The organism is Mesorhizobium sp. M0960, from assembly GCF_040319055.1.
Classification (GTDB): Bacteria; Pseudomonadota; Alphaproteobacteria; order Rhizobiales; family Rhizobiaceae; genus Mesorhizobium.
Genome location: NZ_JAMYNN010000011.1, coordinates 107234 through 133321, shown reverse-complemented (window position 1 = coordinate 133321; position 26088 = coordinate 107234). Strand labels below are relative to the sequence as shown.

At 63.7% G+C, this 26088-nt stretch carries 24 protein-coding genes and 1 pseudogene; 10 read left to right on the top strand and 15 right to left on the bottom strand.

Annotation, left to right across the window (positions count from 1 at the left end; all coding sequences use genetic code 11):
• Window positions 1-11: 11 nt before the first annotated feature.
• From lspA to olsB, 4 genes are all read left to right on the top strand, one after another.
• A complete protein-coding gene (lspA, locus tag NKH63_RS20250; RefSeq protein ID WP_352918555.1) occupies window positions 12-488 on the top strand; it encodes a signal peptidase II in 477 nt (158 codons plus the stop codon).
• A gap of 52 nt (window positions 489-540) precedes the next feature.
• Window positions 541-1530 (top strand): acrylyl-CoA reductase (NADPH), encoded by a 990-nt coding sequence (gene acuI / locus NKH63_RS20245; RefSeq protein ID WP_352918528.1) that lies wholly within the window; start codon window positions 541-543, stop codon window positions 1528-1530.
• An 88-nt stretch (window positions 1531-1618) separates the two neighbouring features.
• On the top strand, window positions 1619-3907 hold the full coding sequence (locus tag NKH63_RS20240; protein WP_352483592.1) for a hybrid sensor histidine kinase/response regulator: 2289 nt from the start codon (window positions 1619-1621) through the stop codon (window positions 3905-3907).
• A gap of 149 nt (window positions 3908-4056) precedes the next feature.
• A complete protein-coding gene (olsB, locus tag NKH63_RS20235; RefSeq protein ID WP_023675251.1) occupies window positions 4057-4932 on the top strand; it encodes a l-ornithine N(alpha)-acyltransferase in 876 nt (291 codons plus the stop codon).
• A gap of 9 nt (window positions 4933-4941) precedes the next feature.
• Here olsB and NKH63_RS20230 read toward each other — a convergent pair whose 3' ends face one another.
• Window positions 4942-5574 (bottom strand): trimeric intracellular cation channel family protein, encoded by a 633-nt coding sequence (locus NKH63_RS20230; protein WP_023718946.1) that lies wholly within the window; start codon window positions 5572-5574, stop codon window positions 4942-4944.
• A 75-nt stretch (window positions 5575-5649) separates the two neighbouring features.
• Here NKH63_RS20230 and NKH63_RS20225 point away from each other — a divergent pair, with 75 nt between their 5' ends.
• Together NKH63_RS20225 and NKH63_RS20220 are read left to right on the top strand one after the other, a co-directional pair.
• A complete protein-coding gene (locus tag NKH63_RS20225; RefSeq protein WP_084642653.1) occupies window positions 5650-6300 on the top strand; it encodes a TetR/AcrR family transcriptional regulator in 651 nt (216 codons plus the stop codon).
• A gap of 53 nt (window positions 6301-6353) precedes the next feature.
• A complete protein-coding gene (locus NKH63_RS20220) occupies window positions 6354-7133 on the top strand; it encodes a quercetin 2,3-dioxygenase (protein WP_352495491.1) in 780 nt (259 codons plus the stop codon).
• A 119-nt stretch (window positions 7134-7252) separates the two neighbouring features.
• Here the strand turns inward: NKH63_RS20220 and grpE are convergent, their stop codons facing one another.
• A complete protein-coding gene (gene grpE, locus NKH63_RS20215) occupies window positions 7253-7888 on the bottom strand; it encodes a nucleotide exchange factor GrpE (RefSeq protein ID WP_023675250.1) in 636 nt (211 codons plus the stop codon).
• Window positions 7889-8124: 236 nt separating this feature from the next.
• Between grpE and NKH63_RS20210 the strand changes: the two genes are divergently transcribed.
• Complete coding sequence (locus NKH63_RS20210) at window positions 8125-8328, top strand: hypothetical protein (RefSeq protein ID WP_023718943.1); 204 nt, start codon at window positions 8125-8127, stop codon at window positions 8326-8328.
• A 121-nt stretch (window positions 8329-8449) separates the two neighbouring features.
• Window positions 8450-9472: a fatty acid desaturase gene (locus tag NKH63_RS20205; RefSeq protein ID WP_023675248.1), complete on the top strand. Its 1023-nt coding sequence runs from the start codon at window positions 8450-8452 to the stop codon at window positions 9470-9472.
• A gap of 146 nt (window positions 9473-9618) precedes the next feature.
• Here NKH63_RS20205 and NKH63_RS20200 read toward each other — a convergent pair whose 3' ends face one another.
• The 6 genes from NKH63_RS20200 to cysG all read right to left on the bottom strand — a co-directional run bounded on the left by NKH63_RS20200 (window position 9619) and on the right by cysG (window position 15365).
• Window positions 9619-10239, bottom strand: a complete 621-nt coding sequence (locus NKH63_RS20200) for a DJ-1/PfpI family protein (RefSeq protein WP_352918526.1) — start codon at window positions 10237-10239, stop codon at window positions 9619-9621.
• 137 nt (window positions 10240-10376) lie between these two features.
• A complete protein-coding gene (locus NKH63_RS20195; protein ID WP_023718941.1) occupies window positions 10377-10913 on the bottom strand; it encodes a DUF934 domain-containing protein in 537 nt (178 codons plus the stop codon).
• Window positions 10914-11128: 215 nt separating this feature from the next.
• Window positions 11129-11893, bottom strand: coding sequence for a phosphoadenylyl-sulfate reductase (locus NKH63_RS20190; RefSeq protein ID WP_352717412.1), 765 nt, complete (start codon window positions 11891-11893; stop codon window positions 11129-11131).
• Window positions 11868-13538 carry a nitrite/sulfite reductase gene (locus NKH63_RS20185; protein WP_352918524.1) on the bottom strand — a complete coding sequence of 557 codons (1671 nt, stop codon included), beginning with the start codon at window positions 13536-13538 and terminating at the stop codon, window positions 11868-11870. The genes NKH63_RS20190 and NKH63_RS20185 overlap by 26 nt, the downstream gene beginning before the upstream one ends.
• A 73-nt stretch (window positions 13539-13611) precedes the next feature.
• Complete coding sequence (locus tag NKH63_RS20180; protein ID WP_023718938.1) at window positions 13612-13917, bottom strand: DUF2849 domain-containing protein; 306 nt, start codon at window positions 13915-13917, stop codon at window positions 13612-13614.
• Window positions 13914-15365, bottom strand: coding sequence for a siroheme synthase CysG (gene cysG, locus NKH63_RS20175; protein WP_352918523.1), 1452 nt, complete (start codon window positions 15363-15365; stop codon window positions 13914-13916). The genes NKH63_RS20180 and cysG overlap by 4 nt, the downstream gene beginning before the upstream one ends.
• 441 nt (window positions 15366-15806) lie before the next feature.
• Between cysG and NKH63_RS20170 the strand changes: the two genes are divergently transcribed.
• Window positions 15807-16256 (top strand): baeRF12 domain-containing protein, encoded by a 450-nt coding sequence (locus NKH63_RS20170; RefSeq protein WP_023718936.1) that lies wholly within the window; start codon window positions 15807-15809, stop codon window positions 16254-16256.
• 420 nt (window positions 16257-16676) lie between these two features.
• On the opposite strand, the pseudogene NKH63_RS20165 reads toward NKH63_RS20170, so the two are convergent.
• Window positions 16677-17172 (bottom strand): annotated as a pseudogene (locus NKH63_RS20165) (GNAT family N-acetyltransferase).
• A gap of 451 nt (window positions 17173-17623) precedes the next feature.
• Here NKH63_RS20165 and NKH63_RS20160 point away from each other — a divergent pair.
• Entirely contained in the window at window positions 17624-19396 is a 1773-nt protein-coding gene (locus NKH63_RS20160; protein WP_352592665.1) for a cation:proton antiporter domain-containing protein, read from the top strand.
• 114 nt (window positions 19397-19510) lie between these two features.
• Here the strand turns inward: NKH63_RS20160 and NKH63_RS20155 are convergent, their stop codons facing one another.
• From NKH63_RS20155 to NKH63_RS20130, 6 genes are all read right to left on the bottom strand, one after another.
• Complete coding sequence (locus NKH63_RS20155) at window positions 19511-20263, bottom strand: SDR family NAD(P)-dependent oxidoreductase (protein ID WP_023718933.1); 753 nt, start codon at window positions 20261-20263, stop codon at window positions 19511-19513.
• A 97-nt stretch (window positions 20264-20360) separates the two neighbouring features.
• Complete coding sequence (locus NKH63_RS20150) at window positions 20361-20699, bottom strand: hypothetical protein (RefSeq protein ID WP_352483599.1); 339 nt, start codon at window positions 20697-20699, stop codon at window positions 20361-20363.
• Between the two features lie 3 nt (window positions 20700-20702).
• Window positions 20703-22955 (bottom strand): transglycosylase domain-containing protein, encoded by a 2253-nt coding sequence (locus NKH63_RS20145; RefSeq protein ID WP_352918520.1) that lies wholly within the window; start codon window positions 22953-22955, stop codon window positions 20703-20705.
• A 291-nt stretch (window positions 22956-23246) separates the two neighbouring features.
• Window positions 23247-23498, bottom strand: a complete 252-nt coding sequence (locus NKH63_RS20140; protein ID WP_352483601.1) for a hypothetical protein — start codon at window positions 23496-23498, stop codon at window positions 23247-23249.
• A 204-nt stretch (window positions 23499-23702) separates the two neighbouring features.
• Window positions 23703-24323: a ribonuclease D gene (locus NKH63_RS20135; RefSeq protein ID WP_031193995.1), complete on the bottom strand. Its 621-nt coding sequence runs from the start codon at window positions 24321-24323 to the stop codon at window positions 23703-23705.
• A gap of 103 nt (window positions 24324-24426) precedes the next feature.
• Window positions 24427-25812, bottom strand: coding sequence for a M20/M25/M40 family metallo-hydrolase (locus tag NKH63_RS20130; protein ID WP_352592668.1), 1386 nt, complete (start codon window positions 25810-25812; stop codon window positions 24427-24429).
• Window positions 25813-26088: the final 276 nt, after the last annotated feature.

The following is a 26088-nucleotide window of genomic DNA, read 5'->3' as shown; positions in this document are numbered from 1 at the left end:
AACTGCAAACCATGAAGTCCTGGAGCCCCTACGCTTTTCTGGTTGTCGCCGCGATAGCGCTCGACCAGTGGCTGAAATATCTGGTCGAGACCGGCCTTGCCTTCCAGGAAAGGCTCGATCTCCTGCCGTTCCTGGCGCTGTACCGCACCTACAACACCGGCATCGCGTTTTCGCTGTTTTCGTCCTTCGGCGACACCGGCCTGGTGGTCGTCGCGGTTCTGGTGGTCGCTTTCGTTCTCTATCTTGCGGCCCGCACGCCGCCCGGCCACCTGCTTGCCCGCGTCGGCTTCGCGCTGATCGTCGGCGGCGCGCTCGGCAATCTGATCGACCGCGCTGCCTATGGCCATGTCATCGACTATATTCTGTTTCACATGCCGGTCTGGTCCTTCGCGATCTTCAACCTCGCCGATGCCTTCATTTCGGTCGGTGCCGTGCTGGTCGTCTTCGATGAGCTCATTGGCTGGTGGCGCGGAACATCGAGCGATTGACCTCACTCGCCCGGCACCGCACATTTCTTATTTGCAAGCCCGAGGAGAAAAAATGCCCGAAGCCTTCAAAGCCATCCTCGTTTCGCGCGACGCCGAGAAAAACCAGTCGGTCGCGGTGACCGAGCTCACCGAGGCAGACCTGATGGAAGGCGACGTCACCGTCGCGGTGGAGGCGACGACGGTGAACTACAAGGACGGCCTTGCAATCACCGGCAAGGCGCCGGTGATCCGCCGCTGGCCGCTGGTGCCGGGCGTCGATTTCGCCGGCACCGTCATCTCGTCTTCCAATCCCGACTGGCGCGAGGGTGACAAGGTCATATTGAACGGCTGGGGCGTCGGCGAGACGCATTTCGGCGCCTTTGCCGGACGCGCCCGCGTCAAGGGCGAGTGGCTGGTACCGCTGCCGGACGGCATGAGCCCGCATGATGCGATGGCGGTCGGCACAGCCGGCTACACCGCCATGCTTTGCGTCATCGCGCTGGAGCGCCACGGCATCGTGCCCGACCGCGGCCCTGTGGTGGTGACGGGCGCTGCCGGTGGGGTCGGGTCGGTCGCGGTCTCGATCCTGTCCAGCCTCGGGTATCACGTCATCGCCTCGACCGGCCGCAGTGCCGAAAGCCCCTATCTGACCGACCTCGGTGCCGCGGAAGTGATTTCACGCGACGAGCTTGCGCAGCCTGCAAAACCGCTAGCCAAGGAACGCTGGGCCGGCGGCATCGACGCTGTCGGCAGCCACACGCTGGCCAACGTCCTGTCGATGACCTCCTATGGCGGCGCCGTTGCCGCTTGCGGCCTCGCCGGCGGCATGGACCTGCCGGCAAGCGTCGCCCCGTTCATCCTGCGCAGCGTCTCGCTGCTCGGCATCGATTCGGTGATGGCGCCCAAGGCGGTCCGCATCGAGGCCTGGCGCCGCATCGGCACCGATCTCGATCACGCAAAGCTTGCCAGCCTGTCGACGAGCATCGGCTTCGACGGCATCATCGGCGCCGCGCATGACATCGTCGAGGGCAAGATCCGCGGCCGCGTGGTGGTGGACATGTGAGGCTCCAAAGGGAAAAAAAGAGCGCGACCGCTAAAATTCGAACGATCAACCACAACCTTCAATAAGCTCTGTCTGGCAGGAATTCCGTATGATTGCGGAACCCGGCATCAGAGAGGCGGAACCAGCCGAACGGGCCGACCGGGCGGCCCCCGAGGCGTCAGGGCGGCAGCTTGTCGCCGCGCCGCCGCTGGCGCCGGAATTGCCGGACGCCAACCGCCACGGCCTGCCCTTCCTGACTCTCGTCGCCATCGTCGTGCTGGCAGGCCTGTCGCATCTGACCGGAGCGCCGATCTTCATCACCATTGGCCTTTTGGCGACAGCCATCGCCGGGCTCGCCATGCATCTGCGCAACAGGCGCACCCAGCGTCGCGCGGTGGCCCTGCTCGATGCCACGACCGCCCGCAGTCGCGCCGAGATCGAGACGCTGGCCGACCGCATGTGGGAGATGCAGGAGAGCGAGGAGCGCTTTCGCGGTCTGATCGATGCACTCGGCGATCTCGTCGTCCACCGCGACCGCGACGGCCATATCGTCTACGCCAACAAGGTTTTCGCCGACCTTGTCGAAACCGACCAGCGCGACCTCGCCGGCAAGACCCTGGCCGAACTAGGCATCGATGTCGGCATCGTTCCCGACGCCGCCTTTTCCGACCATGAATGCCTGAGTTCCACTGATGTCGCCATTCGCACGCCGGACGGCCCACGCTGGTTCTCTTGGATCGAGCTGTCGGTGCGCGACAAGGACAGCGGCGCCGTTTCGCATCGCGCCATCGCCCGTGACATCACCGCCCGCAAACGCGCCGAATCCTCGCTGATCACCGCCCGCGAACGGGCCGAATATGCGAGCCAGGCCAAATCGCGCTTCCTCGCCACCGTCAGCCACGAGATACGCACGCCGATGAACGGCATCATGGGCATGGCCCGGCTTCTCGCCGACACCAGCCTTTCGCCCGAGCAGCGGACCTATGTCGGCGCCATCTCGACCTCGGCCAGCGCGCTGCTGGCGCTGATCGAGGACCTGCTCGACTATTCCAAGATCGAGGCCGGCCGCTTCGATCCCGAACCGCAACCGATGTCGGTGCGCGAGATCGCCGACAATGTCATCGAGCTTTTGGCGGCGCGGGCTTTTGCCAAGGATATCGGCCTCGGCTGCCATGTCGAACCCGACGTGCCGCAGCTGATCACCGCCGACCCCGGCAGGGTCAGGCAGGTGCTGCTCAACCTTATCGGCAATGCCGTCAAGTTCACCGACAGCGGCGGCGTCCTGGCAAGCATCGGCCGCGTCCGCACCGAAACCACCAACCGCATCCGCTTCACCATCAGCGACACCGGCCCCGGTCTGCGCGAGGAGGACATGGAGCGCATCTTCGAGGACTTCGAACAGGCTGACGGCACCTCGACCCGTACGCATGGTGGTGCCGGCCTCGGTCTCGCGATTTCCAAGCGCCTGGTGACGGCGATGGGCGGCACTATCTCGGTGTCGAGCCGGCTTGGCCAGGGATCCGAATTCGTCTTCGAGATTCCCGCTATTTCCGCCGTCGAGGCGCTGCAGATCCGCCAGAACGCGCTGTTGGGCCGGCATGCGGTAATCGTGTCGAAGAACCTGGTCGAGGCCGAAGCCATCGCCCGCACCATTCGCGCCAATGGCGGAACGGTCGATCTGGCCGCCGCCGCCGCCCAGGCCGCCCCTTTCGCCGAGGGCTGCAACGTGCTTCTGGTCGATGCTGCCATGGAGCAAAGCGACGGCAGGCTGCTCAGGCGCCTGCGCCAGAGCGGATTTGTCGATTGCGAGGCGGTGACGCTGATCGCGCCGACCGACCGCGGCATGCTTGGCGAGTTCCGTGCCAACGGTTACGCCACCTTCCTGGCGAGGCCGGTGCGCGGCGAGACATTGCTGCGCGTGCTTTTGACCAGCCACGCACCGGTCATCGCCGAGCCGCAACCGCAAAAGCGCGGCGCGCAGGCTGGGCACGCCATTGGCGGCCGCCAGCAGGGCCTGTCGGTGCTGATCGCCGAGGACAACGACATCAACGCCATGCTGGCCCGCGCCACCCTCCTGAAGGCCGGGCATCGGGTGAAAGTGGTCGGCAACGGCAAGGCCGCGGTCGAGGCGGTCATCAGCACCGGCCATAAGCACCGCTACGACGTGGTGCTGATGGACCTGCATATGCCTGTCATGGACGGGCTGGACGCCATCGCCGCCATCCGCCGCCATGAGGAGGAGACCGCGGTTCCGCCGGTGCCGATCATGGTGCTGTCGGCCGACAGCCAGGAAAAGACCCGCCACGCCGTGCTCGCCCACGGTGCGAGCGGCTTCGTCACCAAGCCGCTCGACCCTGATGCCCTGGTTCATGCGGTTGAAGGGCAAGTGGCCGCCTGAGGCACAACATAGACGGTCGATAGATTACCCAGCCGACGAAGTATTGCCCGCAGAGCCGTATCACGGTACTGTCACAATCCTGTTGCACCTACACCGTATCCCCGTGCCAAGAGGGATGGCTCGAAGGAGAATCACTCGTGCATACAGTCATGCCGGAATGTGATGCTCGGCCGAACGCCAGCGGGCCTTTGCTCGTCGGCCGGAACGCCGATGCCGTCATAAAAGGCGCATCGCTCGGCCGCATCGGCAATCTCGAAGTGCGGCTCGCCCGCAACGAGGCCGAGATCGCTGCCGCGCAGGAAGTGCGCTACCGGGTGTTCTACGACGAGCTTGGTGCCAGGAAGGACCTGTTCCAGATGCAGGACCGCCGCGATGCCGACCGCTTCGATCCCCTCTGCGACCATCTGCTGGTCTTCGATACTTCGCTTTCCGGTCCCGAGCATCGCCGCATCGTCGGCACCTACCGCCTGCTGCGGCAGGAGATTGCCGCGGCGGCGGGCGGCTTCTATTCCGAAGGCGAATTCGAGTTGACCAAGCTGATCGCGCGACATCCCGGCCAGCGCTTCCTCGAGCTCGGCCGCTCCTGCGTTCTGCCGGAATACCGCTCCAAGCGCACCATCGAGGCGCTGTGGCAAGGCATCTGGGCCTATATCAATCATTACGGCATTGGCGTGATGACCGGCTGCGCGTCGTTCCACGGCACCGTGCCGGCGGCACATGCAGAGGCGCTGACCTATCTTGCCCACCACTGCCGGACGAATTCATCGTGGGACGTGCGTGCCGTCGCCGGGCGCTATTGTTCGATGGATCTGATGCCGATCGAAGCCGTTAACACCAAGGCGGCGATCGCCGCGATGCCGCCGCTGGTCAAGGGCTATCTGCGCGTCGGCGCGCGCATCGGCGACGGTTGCGTCATCGACCGTGAATTCTCGACGGTCGACGTGTTCGTGGTGATGCCGGTCAAGGAGATCGGTGCCCGCTACGTCAATTATTATGGCGGGGAAGCGCAGCGGTTTGCAGCCTGACACCTTAAATCAGGGAATATCTTCCGGACGCCGGCCAGGCTTGCTTTTGTAGGACGGAAAGGCCCAGCCGAATTTCAGCGCGCCGCCGCGTACGCAGAAAGCCGCCATGAAACCTGCCAGGCCCGACGCAAGCGGCGGCAGTCCGGCGAAATCGCCAAGTGTGTAGAGGCCGGCGCCGGCAAGCGCTGCGGTAACGTAGATTTCCGGTCTCAGGAGCACCGAAGGCTCGCCTGTCAACAGATCGCGCAGAATGCCGCCAAGGGTTGCGGTGAGCATGCCGGTGACGATCGAAACTGCAGGTGACCCGGTGATCGTCAGCCCCTTGGCCGCGCCAATCACCGAAAATGCGGCAAGACCTATGGCGTCGAGCCAGAGCAGCAATTTGTAGCGCGACTCGAAACGATGTGCGCTGAAGAAGACGACGACCGCCACCGCCGCACAGATTAGCACATAGTCGCGGTTTCCCACCCAGAACACGGGCACGTTGAGGATGACGTCGCGAAACGTTCCGCCCCCGATGCCGGCAACGCTAGCCAGAAACAGGTAACCGATAATGTCGAGCTGTTTGCGCGAGGCGGCCAGCGCACCGGTCGCCGCGAAGACGGCGACGCCGGCATAGTCGAGAAGCTCGATCGGGTTCATGGAGGGAATAATGAAATACCGAGTGGGGAATAGCGAGTGGCTCCTGCGAATCTGGATTGACTCCAGATAAATTAAATGATTGAATTGTTCATTCAATTATTTGGGTGGACGTCTATGTCCCCTCGCCGCTACAGCATGGCTTCCCGGACTGCCGCCTTCGCCAAGACGAGGCAGCGCATTCTCGACGCGACAATCAAGCTGCACACCCAGAACGGCATCTTTGGCACGACTTGGAAGGATATCGCTACGGAAGCCGATGTCGCCGTTGGCACCGTCTACAAGCATTTTCCTACTCTGGATGACCTGGTGCCGGCGTGCGGCGAATTGCTGATGGAGCGCCTGCGTCCTCCGTCGCCCGAAGCAGTGAGGGAGATAATCGGCGACGCGACCGATCCTGAAGAACGGCTACGCCGGGTCGCCAACGAGCTGTTCGCCTTCTACCAACGTGGCGGACGGCATCTCGAAAGCGACCTGCGCGAGCGCGAGCTTCCGGCCATGCGGGAATGGGAGGAATACCTGCGACACATGGTGGCCGGATTCGTGCGTGAGGCACTGGCGCACGACGGTCCGGGCGATGATGTCGTGCAGGCAATCAGCTTTCTATTCGACTTTCCGACGTTCAACGCCATGCGGATACGCGGTATGACGGTGGACCTCGCCGTCGAAACGGCAACGACAATGGCGCTCTGCTGGCTCAAAGGCAGAGGCCGGACGAGCACGTCTTGAGCGAACAGAATGCGGGAGGCGAAACAAAGGTCAGATGGCAAAGGGAGGAAGTCATGGACACGAATGTCGTTGAAATCACTGAATTTGCATTGAAGCCCGGATTCACCGAGCAGATGTTCCTGCAGACTAGGGATGAAGTGAATGACGAGGTGCGAAAGCTCAGGGGTTTCCTCAACCGTCGCCTGCTCAAATCCGCAGGCGGCTGGACGGAGATATTCGAATGGGCGGACATGGACAGCGCCAAGGCGGCTGGCGAGGTCTGGTCCTCCCTGCCCGGCATCAAAAACTATTGCTCGATGGTGAATTCCGCCTCGATCAAGGTCGGCTACCATTCTGTGGCGGCCGTGGCTGGCGGCGAAGCTGGCAGGAGCACTCCCCACGCCTTTTGCAGTCACGCCTTGGAAGGAGAGGCGCGCTGGTGGCTTGGCTCGCTAGCGGTGATCAAGGCGACAGCGGTCCAGACCGCGGGCCAGTTCACGCTGATCGAAGTGCTCGAGAGCGAAGGTGAGGCGCCGCTGCATGTGCACCATCGCGAGGACGAGTCATTCCTGGTGATGGAAGGCGAGATCGAGTTCGAGATCGGCGGTAAGGCGATTATGGCTGGACCCGGTTCGTTTCTCTTTGGGCCACGCGATGTGCCGCACCGCTATACGGTCAAGCGTGGGCCGGCCCGGATGCTGTTCTTCTTCACGCCTGGCGGTTTCGAGGAACTTCTGAGGGCGACCAGTGTGCCCACCGCCGACAGGCGCATTCCTCCGGACGGCGAAGGAATGCCGGACATGGAGACATTCCCCGACGTGGTCCGCCGCTATGGCTGTGAACTGCTGAGCTGAGGGCAGGAAAGCCTGCACGGCGAACTGTTTGATCGCCCTGAAATCGGATAGGTTGGGGGCGGTCGATCATCCCTCACGCTTTGATGGCGGTTGCTGGCTAACGGAGCCCTACTCCCAGTTCACGCATCCTTCTCAGCCTGCTCGTTCACCGGCCCCGGCTCCACCGGCGCTTCGCTTGCCACATGCTTGGGGCCGCCCTTGGCGACGCCGACCATGGCCGGCCGCAGCACGCGCTCGCCGATCGAATAGCCGGGCTGCACGACCTGGACGACCGTGTTGGCCGGCACGTCGGGATTGGGCACCTCGAACATCGCCTGGTGGAAATTCGGATCGAATTTCTCCCCCTCGGGCTCGAGCTTCTTCACGCCGTGGCGCTCCAGCGCCGACAGCATGGCGCGCTCGGTGATCTCGACGCCGTCGATCAGCGCCTTGAAGCCGGCATCACCCGACGCCTTGGCCTCCTCCGGGATGGCATCCAGCGCACGGCGCAGATTGTCTGATACCGACAGCATGTCGCGGGCAAAATTGGCGACCGCATAGGCGCGCGCATCGTGGACGTCTCGGGCGGTGCGGCGGCGCAAATTCTCCATGTCGGCCGCCACGCGCAGCGCGCGATCCTTCAGCTCTTCGTTTTCCTTCAGAAGCCGCACAAGCGCTTCATAGTCGCCGTCGACGCCGCCTTCCCTTGGCTCCGCGGCAGCCTCGGTCTTCTCGGCTTCATCGGGCGCGCGTTCGTCTTTTGCCTGGTCGCTCATCGCCGTTTCCCGTCATTTTCAAATGGTGTGGATTTGCGCCCGATATCGAGGTTTAGCGGCCAAAAATCAAGGGGCAAGCGATACTGCAGCCGCTGTTGCGGCTCGATGGCGGACGGCGCAAACCTTTCGATTTAATTCAAACTTTACCGTAACCGCCGGCTTTGCTTGCCAGGCTACTACAATGCGGGAACCATTCCTCCCTTGGAAGAGTTTCGAAGCCGACACAGGATTTTGAGATGATGCCCCGCAGGAACGGCGAAAAACGCAACGGGCTCGCCGCCGATATCCGGCGCCAGCTCGGCACCGAAGCGACCAAGCGCTTTCTGCGCACCTTGCCGGCCTTCCGCACCGAGTCCGATATTCCCGACCGTCTGAAGGAATTGCTCGACCGCCTGGACGGCGTGGAAGCCAAGGTGGTCGCAGGCGGGCGCCGTCGGTAGCGCGCCGTTGCCAGGGACGCGACCGGCAATTGTGGCCGGTTGCCATCGCGCGACGTTTACGCGCAGTAACTTTGCGTGATCTCCGTCTTGCGGCAGCGCCCTGCTCCGCCTATGTTTCATGATGAACATGATTTCCCCCGAAGCTGTGGCAAACAGCAAGCGCGCCTGGTTGAAAATCCTGTCGCGCTATAAAAAGCCCGACAGACGTCGCAGCGCTGTCGAACTCGCCATCACCCTCATCCCTTTCGCCACGTTATGGGCGCTGTCCTCGGCCGCCTATGCCTATGGCCATTGGTGGGGTCTGGTCCTCATCCTTCCGGCCGCCGGCTTTCTGGTGCGGATCTTTATGATCCAGCACGATTGCGGTCACGGCTCCTTCTTTGCCAATCGCTATGCCGACGACTGGATCGGCCGCGTCCTTGGCGTGCTGACGCTGACGCCCTACGATTGCTGGCGCCGCGCCCACGCAACCCATCACGCCAGCGCCGGCAATCTCGACGAGCGCGGCACCGGCGACATCAAGACACTGACCGTCGCCGAATACCGGCAACTGTCGTGGCGGGGCCGGCTCGCCTATCGCCTCTATCGCCATCCGCTGGTGATGTTCGGCCTTGGCCCGATATGGATTTTCATTTTCGAGCAGAGACTGCCCTTGGGCATGATGCGGGGCGGCCTCACCCCTTGGGTGTCGTCGATGTCCACCAACCTCGCCATCGCCGTCATCGCCGCTCTGCTCATCTGGTTCGTCGGCCCCGGCGCGTTCCTGGTCGTGCATCTGCCGATCGTCATTCTCGCCGGATCGGCCGGCATCTGGCTGTTCTACGTCCAGCATCAGTTCGAGGAAACGGAGTGGACAAAGGACTCCGAGTGGGAATTCCAGCACGCTGCCCTGCACGGCTCGTCCTATTACGACCTGCCACCGGTTCTGAACTGGATCACCGGCAATATCGGCGTCCACCATGTGCACCACCTCTCGGCCAAAGTGCCGTGTTACCGGCTTCCGGAAGTGCTGAGGGACTATCCGGAGTTGCGTGAGATCGGCCGCGTCACGCTTCTCGACAGCCTGCGCTGCGTCAAGCTGGCGCTATGGGACGAGAGCCGCAGCAAGCTGGTCTCGTTCCGCGAAGCGCGGATGGCCGTGTAGACGCACCGCCGCACCTAAAGCGCGTCGCGCTCGACCGGCCTCATGCGACGCGCTTTAAGTTCTTGTTTATGCATGCCGTTATCGCAAAACCGCTGCACACTTTTGCGCGACATGCATTAGGGGCGCGGCGGCTCCAAATTCCGAGCTTAAGCCGCCTGGCGTTGGTCGCGCATCAGGATCTCTCCCTGGCGGATCTCGGTGCCCAGCACTTTCAGACATTCGCGCATGAAGGCGGCAAGGCCCGGCCAGCCCTTGGCCGACACCAGATTGCCGTCGACATGGGCACCGGTCGGCGCAACATCGATATAGATGCCCCCGGCCAGCGTGACTTCCGGCTCGCAATATTGCAGCGCCGCGACTTCCCTGCCGCGCACCACGCCGTCGACCGCGATCAGGATCTGCACGCCGTGGCAGATGGTGAAGATCGGCTTGCCGGCCTCATGGAAATGCCGCACCAGCGCCTGCACGCGCTTGTCGATGCGGATATATTCCGGCCCGCGCCCGCCCGCCGCGTAGACGGCGTCGTATTCGGCCGGGTTGACCTCGGAAAACGCCTTGTTGAGGATGTAGTCGTGGCCGAGCTTTTCCGTATAGGTCTGGTGGCCTTCGAAGTCGTGCAACGAGGTCTTCAGGATGTCGCCGGCCTTCTTGTCGGGGCAAACGACATGGACCGTATGGCCCACCGCATGCATGGCCTGTTCAAAGACGAAAATCTCGTATTCCTCGCTGAACTCGCCAACGAGCATCAATATCTTCTTGCCAGCCATACCCGGTTCCTCCCTTCTGGCCACATTTATTCGGATCGCGAAATAATGGACCTATCCTAAGACGGGGACGGGCAAAATAAAAGATCGAATCGGCAATGTGGTCCGACCAGATCGTGCTTCTGGTCCCCTGGAGCAGATCAGCTGGCGCGCACCCGCCGCCAGGAATATTTCGGGCCTTTGGCCTCCGGCTTCACCGCCGGCTGGTAGAACAGCGGCAGTCCGCCGGTGCGGCCTTGCTCGAGCCGCTTCAGCAGCACCGGGTGCGAGATCTCGAATTCGTCGAAGCCGAGGCGCAGCATGTGCGGCAGCTGGTCGATAAGCACCTGCCCGGTGGCGCGCATGGCGCCGGTGAAATGGTAACGGCTGCGCAGCAATTCGCCCTTGGAGAACGAGCGGCCGTCATTGAACGCCGGGAAGGCCAGCGCCACCAGCGACAGCTGGTCGAGCAGGCCGGCGATCTTCTCGAGCTGATCGCCGGGCTGCAGCAGCACGCCGATGCGTTCCTTCGCCGACCGCCGCACCTCCCGATCGAGGCCGAGAAACGCCTGCAGCGGCAGGATGAAGCGGCCATTGCCGACCAGCGCCTCGGCGCTTTCGGCATGAACCCACTCGTCCTCGCAAAAACCATTCGGCGTCCACAGCCGGGTGGCGTTTTCCGCTATCAATTCGCTCATCAAGAAATTCCCAAGTCCACAAGGTTCTAAAGTGCAAAACACCTCAGGGGGTGTTGAGATTCAGGTCAGGCCGAGCCGGAGCCGAAGGCGGGCGCGAAGCGACCAAACTGCGTGGCTTCCGAGAACCGGAGCGGAGCGTACTTTTAGGTACGTGAGCGCCGGAAGCGCAGGAAGCCGCCGTTTGCAGGCCGGCATCACCTGAATATCAATATATCCTAAAGTGAGGCATCGGTCAGCGACTTCTCCAGCCCCGACAAATGGATGCCGCATTCGGTCTTGGCGTGCCCGGCCCAGCGGCCACTGCGCGCGTCGTCGCCCGGCTGCACCGGCTGCGTGCAAGGGAAACAGCCGATCGACAGATAGCCATAGGCGACGAGCGGGTTTTCACGCAGCGCATGTGCGCGCATGTAGCTGGCCTGGTCTGATGTCGTCCAGTGCGCCAGCGGATTGATGCGGATGCGCGAGCCGACCGCCTCGAACACCGGAAGCGCTGCCCGGGTCGCGGCCTGGAAGCGCTTGCGTCCGGTGAACCAGGCGCGGAACGGCTCGACGCCGCGCGCCAGCGGCTCGACCTTGCGCACGTCGCAGCAGGCGTCGGTATCGGTCTCGTTCAGATTGCCGGTCGGGTCGATCCTTGCCAGCGCCGCATCGTCGGGCCTGATCACCCGGATATCGGTCAGCCCGAAATCGGCGACCAGCGCGTCACGATAGCCGAGCGTTTCCTCGAAATGCTTGCCGGTGTCGAGAAAGATCACCGGCAGCGTGCGGTCGATCTCCGCGATCATGTGCAGCAGCACCGCCGAATCCGCGCCGAAGGACGAGACGGCGGCGATTTCGCCGTGAAAGAATTCCCGGGCCGACCGCTCGATGATCTCCAGCGGCTTCAGATGGCCATAGAGCGCATCGAAACCCGCCGCTTCGGCGGCGATGCCGGCCTCGACGTCGACGATCCGGTCAAGCGGCCTTGGTTTCGCCAGCATAGAGCGCCTCCTTGAACGGCGCGGGACCGACACGGCGGTAGGCGTCGATAAATCTTTCGTTTCTGTCCAGCCGAAGCCCGAGATAGGTCTCGACGATCTGCTCGATGGCATCGGTGATCTCTTCCGAACTGAAGCCGCGGCCGATGATCTCGCCGACCGAGGTGTTCTCGTCGGCCGAGCCGCCGAGCGTCACCTGGTAGAGCTCGGCGCCTTTCTTCTCGACGCCGAGGATGCCGATATGGCCGACATGGTGATGGCCGCAGGCATTGATGCACCCGGAAATCTTCAGCTTCAATTCGCCGATCTCGCGCTGGCGCTCCAGCGAGGCGAAGCGCCGCGAGATTTCCTGTGCCACGGGAATCGAACGCGCTGTCGCCAGCGCGCAATAATCGAGGCCGGGGCAGGAGATGATGTCGCTGATCAGGTTGGAATTGGCCGTCGCCAGCCCGATATCGACAAGCGCGTCATAGACCGCCTTGAGGTCGGCACGCGCGACATGCGGCAGGATCAGGTTCTGCTCGTGACTGACGCGCAGCTCGTCGAAGGAATATTTTTCGGCAATGTCTGCGACCGCTTCCATCTGGCTGTCGGAGGCGTCGCCGGGCGTCTCGCCAATGCCCTTGAGCGAGATGGTCACCGCCGCGTAGTCGGGATGGCGATGGGTGACCACATTCTGGTCCAGCCATTCGGAAAAGCTCTTCGAGTCGAGTCGGGCAAGCTTGACCGCCTCCTCGCCTTCCGGCCGATCGACAAGCGCCGGCGGCGCGAAATAGGCGTCGATGGCGCGGATGTCTTCTTCCGGCAGCCTCAGCTCGGCGTCCTTCAACTCCTGCCATTCGGCCTCGACCTGGCGGGTGATCTCCTCGACGCCGGTCTCGTGGACCAGGATCTTGATGCGCGCCTTGAACTTGTTGTCGCGACGGCCGTAGAGGTTGTAAACGCGCAGGATCGCCGTGCAGTAGGACAACAGATCCGCTTCGGGCAGGAAGTCGCGGATCTTCTTGGCCACCATCGGCGTGCGGCCCTGGCCGCCGCCGACATAGACGGCGAAACCAAGCTCGCCGGCGGCGTTCTTCTTCAGATGCAGGCCGATGTCATGCGTCTGGATGGCGGCGCGGTCGCGCTCGGCGCCGGTCACCGCGATCTTGAATTTTCGCGGCAGGAACGAAAACTCCGGATGCACCGACGACCATTGCCGCAGGATTTCGGCATAGGGGCGCGGATCGGCAACCTCGTCGGCGGCGGCGCCGGCGAAGTGGTCGGCGGTGACGTTGCGAATGCAGTTGCCACTGGTCTGGATGGCGTGCATCTCGACGCTTGCCAGGTCCGCCAGGATCGCCGGGATGTCCGACAACGCCGGCCAGTTGAACTGGATGTTCTGGCGGGTCGTGAAATGGCCATAACCCTTGTCGTATTTGCGTGCGATGTGGCCGAGCATACGCAGTTGCTTGCTGTTCAGCGTGCCGTAGGGCACGGCGATGCGCAGCATATAGGCATGCAGCTGTAGATAGACGCCGTTCATCAGCCGAAGCGGCCGGAACTGGTCCTCGGTGATCTCGCCGGCAAGCCGCCGTGCGACCTGGTCGCTGAACTCGGCGACGCGGGCCTTGACGAAATCGTGGTCGAACTCATCGTAACGGTACATTTTCAGGTCTTTCCGGGCGCGTCCGCCCGTTATTTTCTTCGTTCGAGCACGATCGGGATCATGCTTGTGTCATCTATGCCGCGCGTGCGGCCTGCGGACGGGCCTGCTTGCCCAGATCGTGGCGGGTGGTCGGGCCGGCGGCACGGATCTTTTCGCGCAGCCGGACCGCCTCGACAGTGCCGTTGACCACAGTCACGTCGATCAGATTGACGTCGACCACCTCGTTGTCGGCGGAGGCCTTGGCGCCGATCGCCTCCAGCCGGTCCTCGGCCGCCTTGTCATGGGCGATGTCGGCATGGTCGATGATCTCGGCCCAGCCGCCATTGGCGTACCAGACGGCTATGCCGTCGGCGAGACGGTTCGCGGTCAGCACTTTCATTGGTTCACTCCTTCCGCGGCAGCACGGGCCACGCTGTCCTGCCTGTGTGCGGCCAGCGGCTCGGACCGTTCGAAATTGGCGCCGGCGACGGCGTCGCCGATGATCGTCATCACCGGGCCGCTGAGGTCGGCGCGCGCCTCCAGCGACGGCAGGTCGGCGAGCGTGCCGTGGAAACGGCGGCGGTTGGCAAGACTGGCATTCTCGACCACGGCGACGGCCGTGTCCGGCGACAGGCCGGCTTCGATCAGCCGGCCGGCGACCTCGGCGGCGACCGAGCGCCCCATATAGACGGCGACCGTCGCGCCCGAAATGGCGAGCTTTGCCCAATCGGGCAGCGAATTTCCCTTGAGGTCGTGGCCGGTGGTGAACACCATCGACGACGACACGCCGCGCAACGTCAGCGGCAGTTCGAAATCGGCGGCGGCGGCGAAGGCCGCGGTGACGCCCGGAACCACTTCGTAGGCGACGCCGGCATCGCGAAGTGCCGCCATCTCCTCGCCGGCCCGGCCGAACACCAGCGGGTCGCCGGACTTCAGCCGCACGACGCGCTTGCCGGCGTGGCCAAGCTCGACCAGCAGCGCATTGATTTCGGCCTGGCTCTTGGAATGGCAGCCCTTGCGCTTGCCGACCGGCAGGCGTTCGGCATCGCGGCGGCCCATGGCGACGATGGCCTCCGGCACCAGCGCGTCATGGACGATCACGTCGGCTTCCATCAGCAGGCGATGGGCGCGCAGCGTCAAAAGGTCCTCGGCGCCGGGACCGGCGCCTACAAGCGCGATATGGCCCGATGCCGGTTCGTTCGAAAGCAGCAGGCCGACGGCCGCATCATGCGCCTGCGAAAGCTCGCCGGCCTCCACGGCACGGGCCGGCGCGCCGCCAAAGAAATCGCTCCAGAAGCGGCGGCGGGCATTGCCTTTCGGCAGCAGTTTTTCGGCAGCGCCGCGAAACGACGCGGCAAGTGCCGCGAGCGGCCCGAGCGAGGGCGACAGCATGCGGTCGATGCGGCTGCGCAGCATCTGCGCAAGCACCGGGCCGGCACCTTCCGTGCCGATGGCAATGGCGACCGGCGCGCGGTTGACCAGTGCCGGCGTGAAGAAATCGCAGAGCTCCGGCCGGTCGACGGCATTAACCGGAATGCCCAGCCGGCGCGCATCCCCGGCAACGCGCCGGTCGAGCGCCTCATCGCCGCTGGCGGCAAACACCATCACCGCACCATTGAGATGTGCTGCATCATAGGCGTCGGCAATGTGGGTGGCGCCCGTCTCGGCGATGCAGGCCAGCAGATCGGCGCTTGCGGCATCGCTGACGATGCGCAGCACAGCGCTCGACTGAGCGAGCAGCCGCGCCTTGGCCAGCGCTTCCTCGCCGCCGCCGACGATGGCGACGGCTTCGCCCTCGACCCGCATGAAGACGGGAAAGGCATTGAGCTTAGGCTTGGCTTGCGGCATGACGAGCGGAATCCTGGAACCGTTTGCCAGTTCTACGCGGGGCCGCGAAAAACCAGAAGGCACCCACTCGCGCATCGCTTCGTAGCAGGCAATCTCTTTTCTGCAAGCATAACGGCCAAGAGAAAAATATTCCACATTCAGATGCGGAGCGGATTGAAGCTGCTGTTGCGGCCCTTGATCCGCTGCCTTTCTAGCGGCTTGCCGAGCCAGCCACAAAACAGATTTTTCCAATTTCTACCAATTTAGTAGATTAAAGCCGCCGCATGCCAGCCGAGCCATCAAAGACAGCCTGGCGCTCTCGCCGGCTCCTGTCGGAGATACCGGGTCCGAGTACCGGAACATTCACGCCTCGGCACGCGTTTGCTCTATAGGGCCAAGCCCGGTCATGCCCCTGCGGCAAAGGCCCGGCTATGGGCTTGAAAAATCAAAAAGGAGCGCCCCATGAGCAACGTCAGACTGAAACGCGGACTGTGGATCGTGGTGGCAGATGGCGAAAAGGCGCTGTTCCTCGAGAACCGTGGAGACGTCCAATATCCCGACCTTCAGGTCGTGCACGAGATGGAGCAGGAAAATCCGGCAACCCGAGAGCAAGGCACGGACCGCCCCGGCCGCTACAGCGACGGCCCTTCCGTCCACCGCAGTGCGGTCGAGGACACCGATTGGCACCGCCTCGGCAAGGAGCGTTTTGCCGACGAGATTGCCGACCGGCTCTACAAGCTCGCGCATCGCGGCACCTTCAAGGAGATCGTGCTGATCGCACCGCCGCCAGTGCTGGGCGACATGCGCCGGAAACTGCACAAGGAGGTCACCGACAAGATAACGGCCGAAATTCCAAAGACGCTGACCAACCACAGCATACCCGATATCGAGAGCCTGCTGCAGGCGACCTGATCGGGCATCGGCGGTGCGTACATTCCTTATTGATCGTGAGGCTGAAGCAGCCCAGGGCAATCGCATCAGGTTTGTGCTGCCCCTCACCCTTACCCATTCCGGGGCGAGCCGCTTGTCTCGCCCGTCCTTCGGCCCCCCGTGAAAGACGGGGAGAGGGGGTTGCCAGCGTTGCGTCCAAGCCCCTTCTCCCTGTCACTTACGGGGAGAAGGTGCCGGTAGGCGGATGAGGGGCAGCGTTCCGCCCTCCCACCCCGACGCAAGGGTGAGGAGAGAAACACAAGGCGGCACGTTCACCCTCCAAGCCTCGCTCCGGAAGATGTCGAAATGGGCCTCCTTCGCCACGTTCCAATCGGTTCAAAGCTGACCGGGGGCCGGATCACGGCGACAAAACGTACTGTCGGTCGGGATGCGCCAGCATCGTCATTGACCGTCGAGCATCACGGCCATGCAGATGGTGTCGACATAGCGACCATCAATGCAAACGCTACGCCTGAGGACACCTCGTAACGAAACCAGTTTTCTCATACAGCGTTATGGCCCGGCTATTATCGGCGTGCACCGAGAGTTCAACGCGAACGAAGTTTTCTTGCCGAGCCTTTTCTAAGGCGGCGGTGATAAGGCGACGGCCCAATCCTTGTCCACGATAATCGGGTATGATTCCTATCGCTAAACTTCCGCGATGAGCGTGAGATGGAAAGAAATGGCGGGTGATGTCGCACCATCCCACAACGCGGTCTCCTTCCGTCGCCACGATATGCGGGTTTCGCTGCTTAATCATATTCAAAACGAAATCGCGTGTCTCAGGAAGCGGGAACGCTTCAAGCATGGTCAGGTATTTTCGCTCCCGCGCGACAACGTCGAGAGCCGCATGGAAACTCTCAATGTGCTCTGCGGCTGTATTGGCGATTTCAACCATACTTCCTCCAAGGTTCTCCGCTTTCCCAAAGTCTTTGTCGAAGATTGTCTCATCCGCAAGCGCCCGGCTTCAAAAACGCCTGTGGCGCAGTAGGAGGCTGCCACGATCTGACAGGACACGGGTTGGCGAATCGTGCCTGATGCGTCGCACCCATCTTCCATCCCGAGGACCGCTTCGGTCTGCTAACGGATGAATCCCAGTTCTATCAATGCACAATTAGCAGCGTCTGCCTGCGCGAACGGGATAAGCCCTTTTCCGTATCAATCGCCTGCCTAGAGCAGGCCGCGCCGGGTGGCAACGCTTACCGGCTCTCTGCCTTTTGCTTCTTTGCCATCGATTTCATGGGGATTGCGGGTTGTCTCGCGACTGTCCGAGCCCCCATACTGCCGAGGCGGCGGCTTTCGGGCGGCGCACGTCCGACATGGCAATTCCTGAAGGCGCTCCATAGACAATGCCGCATGACACGCCCCTTATCGCCACCATCGTTGCCGGTCTGGGGCTGGCTTTCGTCTTCGGCGCACTTGCCAACCGTTTTCGCGTGCCGCCGCTGGTAGGCTATCTCATCGCCGGCGTTCTGGTTGGACCGAACACGCCGGGTTTCGTTGCCGATGCCGGCCTCGCCAATGAACTGGCCGAGATCGGCGTCATCCTGCTGATGTTCGGCGTCGGCCTGCATTTCTCGCTGAAGGACCTGTTGTCGGTCCGCGCCATCGCCGTGCCCGGCGCCATCGTGCAGATCGGCTTCGCGACAGCCCTTGGCGCCGGCCTCGCCTGGATGCTCGGCTGGTCGATGGGCGCCGGGCTGGTCTTCGGCCTGGCGCTTTCCGTGGCCTCGACCGTGGTGCTGTTGCGCGCGCTGCAGGAGCGGCGGCTGATCGAGACCGAGCGTGGCCGCATCGCTGTCGGCTGGCTGATCGTCGAGGATCTGGCGATGGTGCTGGCGCTGGTGCTTTTGCCGGCATTGGCCGGCGTGCTCGGCGGCCAGGAGCAGGTGGGGGTGCACTCCGGCGGTCTGCTGTCGCTGCCGGCGAGCTACGGCGTCTGGGGCGTCGTCGGCATCACACTGGCCAAGGTCGCGGCCTTTGTCGTGGTCATGCTGGTGGTCGGCCGCCGGCTTATCCCCTGGATCCTGCACTACGTCGCCCATGCCGGATCGCGCGAACTGTTCCGGCTGGCGGTGCTTGCGATTGCGCTTGGCGTCGCCTTCGGCGCGGCCAAGCTGTTCGGCGTGTCGCTGGCTCTCGGCGCTTTCTTCGCCGGCATGATCATGAGCGAATCCGAGCTCAGCCATCGGGCGGCCGAGGAATCGCTGCCGCTGCGCGACGCCTTTTCCGTGCTGTTCTTCGTTTCGGTCGGCATGCTGTTCGACCCGTTCAGCCTGATCAGCAATGGCTGGCCGATCCTGGCGACGCTGGCCATCATCGTTATCGGCAAGTCGCTGGCAGCCTTCGTCATCGTCGTCGTTTTCCGCTATCCGGTCGCAACGGCATTGATGATTTCGGCAAGCCTTGCCCAGATCGGCGAATTCTCGTTCATCCTGGCCGAACTCGGCGTCGGGCTGAAACTGCTGCCCGAACAAGGCCGCGACCTCATCCTCGCCGGCGCCATCCTGTCGATCGTCCTCAATCCGCTGATGTTTCTTGCCGCCGACCGGATGAAACCCTGGCTGGGAGCACGCGCCGGCAGGACGGCGCCGTCCGGCGAAGCAAGGCCGATCGGCCCGGCGACCGAACCCGGCCAGGTGGCTTCGGTCGCGGCGCCCGCGAAGGAGGATGGCCCGCCGCCCAGGACGAGGCTGACCGGCCACACCATCCTGATCGGCTACGGCCGCGTCGGCAGCCTCGTCGGCGCGTCGCTGAAGCAGGCCGCCCTGCCCTTCCTCGTCATCGAGGATGCCGACAAGACGTTGGCGAAGCTCAAGGCCGAAGGCGTCGAAACCGTGGCCGGCAACGCGGCGAATGGCGACGTGTTCGCCGCATCCAATGCCGAGGGCGCGAAGCGGCTGATCCTGGCCATCCCCAACGCCTTCGAGGCCGGGCAGGTCGTGCTGCGCGCCCGCGCCGCCAATCAGACAATCGAGATCATCGCCCGCGCCCATTCCGATGCCGAGGTCGAGCACCTCAAGGGCCTTGGTGCCGACACCGTCATCATGGGTGAACGCGAGATCGCCCGCGGGATCGTCGAGGAGGTTTTGGCAGCACCGAAAGCGCCCACGGCAGCCTAAGCCTGCGCTGCCCCGCCAGCGTAGCGGTCAAGCCCCTTCTCCCCGTTCTTCACGGGGAGAAGGTCCCGGCAGGGGGATGAGGGGCAGCGTCAACGATTGATCAAAACCAACCGCTCAAACGTGCTGGCCGCCGTTGATGTGGATTTCTGAGCCGGTCACGTAGGACGCCTGCTGCGAGCACAGGAAGAAGATGATGTCGGCGACTTCCGCGGTGGTGCCGAGCCGCCTCAGCGGAATGGTCTCGACGATTTTTTCCGTGCCCGGCGACAGGATCGCGGTGTCGATCTCGCCCGGCGCAATGGCGTTGACGCGAATGCCGTGCGGACCGAAATCATGCGCCATCTCGCGCGTCAGCGAGCCGAGTGCCGCCTTCGAGGTCGCGTAGGCGGTGCCGGCGAAAGGATGCACGCGGGTGCCGGCGATCGAGGTGACGTTGACGATCGAACCCTTGGCTGACGCCAGCTCCTTGAACAGGCCCCGCGCCAGCATGATCGGCGCGAAGAAATTCACCTGGAAGACGTCGCGCCAGACATGCATCGGCGTGTCGATCGAGTTCATGCGGCTGTTGCCGTCCTTGAGCTTCGGCGAGATGCCGGCATTGTTGACCAGCGCGTGCAACTGCCCGCCATGGGCCTCGAGCCGGTGGCGGATCTCGGAGATGGCGATGCCGACATCTTCCTGGTCGGCGAGATCGACCTTGATGTGGTCTTCCGGGCCGGCCGGCCACGGGCAGTCCTCGGCAAAGGCCTGGCGCGAGCAGGTGATGACGCGCCAGCCTTCGCGTGAAAAGCGCTTGACCGTGGCATGGCCGATGCCACGGCTGGCGCCGGTCAGCACGATGGTTTTTCTGGTGTCGGGTTCAGCCATGTCGCGGTCTCCGGCGCGTGATCTAACCGAATATGGTTACAATGACGAGAGGCCGCCAGAAGATCACAGGGCCGGTTGCGTGGCTGCTGGCAACCGTTCAATAGCAGGTCGGACACTGCACATACAGGCCGAGATTGAGAACAAAGACCAGAGCCGCCAACGTCCAGATAACCCCTAAGAACGCGCCACGCGAGCGCCCGGCCAGACGCGCAACGCCCCAGGCCACCCCATAAGGCAACAAAAGACCCATGATGACGGAGCCGTATACCGCTCCGATTCTTTCCTGATCGAGGTATGCCGGATTGGGGAAATAGAGATACGGCAGATGCCGAATGACCACGACACAAACGGTCATCCCGAGCAGCAAGAGCCACTGCCACGTGCTTAGACGCTTGTATCCTTTGACGTCAGCCGGCTTGGCCGGTTCACCGGACATCGCCTAACCTCCGCCCAGAATGTCCAGGATCGAGGTCTGCCGCTTCTTGACCGGGCCGCCAACTTCGCCGGGCGGCACCGGATGCTTGATCGATCCGGTGGCACTGTCGACGCCCGGCATGGCAAGGCCGCCGGCATCGACCGTCTCAGCAGGGCGCACGGGACGCGAAGCGGGCTGCGTAGCTGCCGCAGGCGGCGCCGATTGGCCAACGGACGCGACCGGCGCCGGCGGTGCCGTGTCGGCCGGTATCTCGTCCGGGACGACGGTGTCGGGCGGCGTCGATTTCCAGGTTCCGGGCAGCGGCCGCACCGGCACGCCCTCATGCGCGGCGACCATGAACTCGTGCCAGGCCTGCGCGGGCAAGGCGCCGCCGGTGACCTTCTTCATCGCGCTGCCGTCATCATTGCCGAACCAGACGCCGGTGGTGAGGTTGGCGGTATAGCCGATGAACCAGGCGTCGCGCGAGTTCTGGCTGGTGCCGGTCTTGCCGGCCGCCGGCCAGGCGAACGCCGCCTTCCTGGCCGTGCCGATCTCGACCGTGCCGGTCATCATCGAGTTCATCATGCCGACGACATCGGGCTTGACGACGCGCGGCGCACCGCCGCCATTGTTTTCGTAGAGCACCTTGCCGTCGCTCGTCGTGACGCGGCGGATGAAATGGATGTCGGGCTTATAGCCGCCATTGGCGAAGGGAACATAGGCCGAGGTCAGTTCCAGCGGCGTCACTTCCGAGGTGCCCAGCGCGATCGAAGTGTTGGCCGTCAGCTCGGACTGGATGCCCATGCGGTGCGCCGCCTCGACCACCGCATTCGGTCCGACTTCCATGGTCAGCTGCGCGGCCACCGAGTTCAGCGATTTTGCCAGCGCCGTCGCCAGCGTCACCTTGCCGAAATATTTGCCGCCGTAATTGTCGGGCGTCCAGTTGCCGATCTTGATCGGCGCGTCATTGCGCACGCTGTCCGGCGTACGGCCGGATTCCAGCGCCGCCATATAGACGAACGGCTTGAACGCCGAGCCCGGCTGGCGGCGCGCTTCCGAGGCGCGGTCGAACTGGCTGGTCGAATAATCATAGCCGCCGACCATGGCGCGCACCGCGCCGGAATTGTCGATCGACACCAGCGCGCCCTGGCTGACATTGAGCTTCTTGCCGCTCTGGTCGATCAGCCGGCGGATCGATTGCTCGGCGAGCTTCTGCAGCGTCAGATCGACGGTCGTGTCGACGACGATGTCGCGGCGCACGTCACCGATCAGGTCGGGCAGTTCTTCCATGATCGTATCGGCGACATAGTTTTCCGAGCCGGTCCAGTAGGACGGCGCGCGCGTCGCCGGCGCGCTCATCGCCGTGGTCATCTCCTTGGCGCTTATCTTGCCCTCGTCGCGCATCGCGGCGAGCACCAGCTGCGAGCGCTGCTCGGCCGCCTTTGGGTCGCGTGCCGGCGACAGCCGCGACGGCGCCTTGAGCAGACCGGCGAGAAGTGCCGCCTCCGACAGCGTGACGTCGCGCGCGCTCTTGCCGAAATAGCGGCGCGAGGCCGCTTCGACGCCATAGGCGCCCGAGCCGAAATAGACCCGGTTGAGGTACATTTCGAGGATCTGGTCCTTCGTATGCTTGTGCTCGAGCCACAGCGCCAAAAGCACTTCCTGCACCTTGCGCTCCAGCGTGCGGTCCGGCGTCAGGAACAGGTTCTTGGCCAGCTGCTGGGTCAGCGTCGAGCCGCCCTGCGAAAAATGCCCGCCGAGCACATTGGTCATCATTGCCCGGGAAAGGCCGATCGGGTCGATGCCGAAATGCGAATAGAAGCGGCGGTCTTCGATGGCGATGACGGCCTCGGGAATATAGGGCGACATTTCGTGCAGGCCGACGGCCTCGCCGCCGCTCATGCCGCGATTGCCAAGCAGCTGGCCGTCGACCGAGACGATCTTGATGTTGGGGGCGCGGTCGGGAATGGCCCAGGTGGTGGCCGCCGGCATTTTCGCGCCGTAATAGACGACGATGCCGGCAGTGGCGATACCGCCCCAGATGGCCAGCACGAAGCACCAGTAGAACAGCCGGCCAAGCACGCCGAACGCGCCGCGCCGGCCTTTGCCGCGCCCGCCGCGTGACGGCTTGGCCTTGGTCGATTTGCGCTTTGCGGCGGCTTTGCGGTTGTTCGGCACGACGCGGTCCTCCTCGCTCACCGAAAAACCGGCCGAGGATCTCGCCCCCGGCGATGTCTCGAAGCTGGGTTCGATGCGACTGTCTTTCCGGTTCGTCATGCGCTGTGCTGTCTTCCCCATGCCTATGGCGTTCGGGTTGAAGACTAGATGCGGCGATTTAAGGGCGGGTTAAGTCGGGAAAAATCGAAGTAAACTGTATTCAATCACTTGCGAAGCACGCCCGGCTCGCGACAGTGCCAAAGCCGAAACGAAAAAACCCGCCTCGGCAGGCGGGTCGTTGGCGCCAATAAGCACCATAGCGGGATTAATAGCATAGCTGCCGGCACAAAGCAAGAACAAAATATGCTTCGCCTCAGAATAATCACTTCAGTTCGACGGTTGCGACCACCCTCAGTCGTCCGCGTCCGGGTCGTCGGAGGCGGGCCGCCAGCTGATCGGTTCGATCTTCTTTTGCGTATGGCCGTCCGTATAGGCCCACCAGCCGGCGTCGCTTTCGTCCCAGTCGCCGCCGGCCGCCTTCAGCCGGTCGAGCGAACGGTATTGCGCGATGCTTTCGTTCATCACGCCGTCCCTATCCTGCCAGTAGACGGTGACCTTGGAACCGTCCTTGGGTGCCGTTTCGATCGGTTTTCGCGCAGCCATTTCCATTCCTCCCGGTGAAGCGAACGGAGCGCCGGGACAAGCGCCCTCGGTTCCTGGCCGATGGCCTTTATGAGAATTCGCTCCGGCGAGACATATGGCGTGGTTTTCGAGAACCGGAGCGCAGCGGACATTTGGGTCCGTGAGCACCGGAAGCGGAGAAAACTGCGCCAGATGGCCGCCGGAGTAGAATTATCATGAAGGCCATTAGCTGTGGGCGAAGATATCCTCCTCATCCCAGCCCATCAGGTCGAGTTTCGCACGCGTCGGCAGGAAGCGGAAGCAGGCATCGGCCTCCCTGGTCCGGTTGTCGCGCGCCAGCCGCGCGCTCAGCACGTCGCGCAGCCGGTGCAGGTAGAGCACGTCGGAGGCGGCATATTCGAGCTGCTCGGGCGACAGCGTCTCGGCCGCCCAGTCCGAGGATTGCTGCGCCTTCGACAGGCCGACCCCGAGAAGCTCGAAGCAGATGTCCTTCAGCCCGTGCCGGTCGGTGTAGGTGCGCGTCAGCCGCGACGCGATCTTGGTGCAGAACACCGGCTCCGGCATGACGCCAAAGGCGTTGTAGAGTACGGCGAGATCGAAGCGGCCGTAGTGGAAGAGCTTGGTGATGCTGCGATTCTTCAGCAGGCTGACGAGGTTCGGCGCCTTCCTCTGGCCGGGCGCGATCTGGATGACGTCGGCCGAGCCGTCGCCCGGTGAGATCTGCACGACGCAGAGCCGGTCGCGATGCGGGTTCAGCCCGAGCGTCTCGGTGTCGATAGCGACCGCCCCGACATCGTAATGCAGCAGGCCGGGCAAATCGTTTTTGTGGAAACGTATGTCGCTCATCGTCTTCTCCGGTCGCGGCCCCGTGCAGCGATACGCGACGGGCCGTGCCCGTCCTTGCCGTGATCCGGTGAAAAATCAACACAAAGTTGATTGTGACGCAATTTCAGCGTGTCAGCGCCTCGAGAATGCGCGCCCAGGAGCGCTGGCCCTTGTGGAAAGAGCTCATCTCGTACTTCTCGTTCGGCGAGTGGATGCGGTCGTCGTCAAGACCGAAACCGACCAGCAGCGATTCCATGCCGAGATAGGTCTGGAAATCGCCGACCACCGGGATCGAGCCGCCGCTGCCGGTCACCACCGCCGGCTTCGGCCACTCGTCGGACAGCGCCTGCTTGGCCTTGGCGAGAAAGGGCGAGTCGTAGGAAAGCTGGATCGCCGGCGAGGCGCCGTGCGGATGGAATTCAACCGAGCAGTCGGCCGGAACGCGCTGCCTGACGAATGCCTGGAAGGCGGCGCGGATTTTTGCCGGATCCTGTTTGTGGACGAGGCGGAAGGAGACTTTTGCCGAGGCTTGCGCGGCGATCACCGTCTTGAAGCCCTTGCCGGTATAGCCGCCGATGATGCCGTTGAACTCGGCCGTCGGGCGCGCCCAGGTCAGTTCGAGCACCGAGCGGCCCTTTTCGCCGGACGGAATCGACAGGCCGATCGGGCCGAGGAAGGTCTCGGCGGTCTCGCCCAGCGACAGCCACGACTGCAATATCTGCGAGGGCGTTTCCCCGACGCCGTCATAGAAACCCGGAATGGTGACGTGACCATCCTCATCGTGGATGTCGGCCAGGATTTTTGCCAGGATGCGGATCGGATTGGCGGCCGCACCGCCATACAGCCCGGAATGCAGGTCGCGGTCGGCGGCCGTCACCGTGATCTCCTCGCCGACCAGCCCGCGCAGCGAGACGCAGATCGACGGCGTATCGCGGTCCCACATGCCGGTGTCGCAGACCAGCGCGAAATCGGCCTTGAGCTCGTCCGCATTCGCCTCGAGAAACGGTTTCAGCGACGGCGATCCGGACTCCTCCTCGCCCTCGAACAGGATCGTGATTCGGCACGGCAATCCGCCATGCACCTGCTTCCACGCGCGGCAGGCCTCGACGAAGGTCATCAGCTGACCCTTGTCGTCGGCCGCGCCGCGGCCGGTGATCACCTTGTGGCCGGGCTCGATCTCCTTGACCGCCGGTGCGAACGGGTCGCTTTCCCACAGCTCGACCGGATCGACCGGCTGGACGTCGTAATGGCCGTAAAACAACAGATGCGGCGCGCCTGCCGGCCCGTCGTGATGCGCGACCACCATCGGATGCCCCGGCGTGTCGCGCACGCTGGCGTCGAAGCCGATCAACTTGAGCTCGGCGACCAGCCATTCGGCGGCCTTGCGGCAGTAGGCCGCGTAGTCCGGATCGGTGGAGATCGACTTGATACTGAGCAGGCCGAACAGGCGTTCCAGGCTCTGGTCGAAGTTCTTGTCGAGGCGGTCGAGGACAGGGGAAACTGCGGACATAGGCGGGCCTTTCGATTCTGGCGGCGAATCTAGAGCCCATGCGGCCAAACGGAAAGCCCGCGAACGTTGGGCCACGGGCAGGATCGGGTCGAAAGGCAAAAAAATGCCGCCGTGGTGGAGGGGGAACCACGGCGGCCTTACTCGAAACGATGCGGCAGCCCGGAGAGGGGGGATAGGCTGCCGCAAGTGCCCGGGATAGGCGGGGGACGGGCCTTGCTCCGGACTTCGGCGAAAACTGCCGATGGCGTTTATCTGTGTCTGCGAACGTGGCGATTC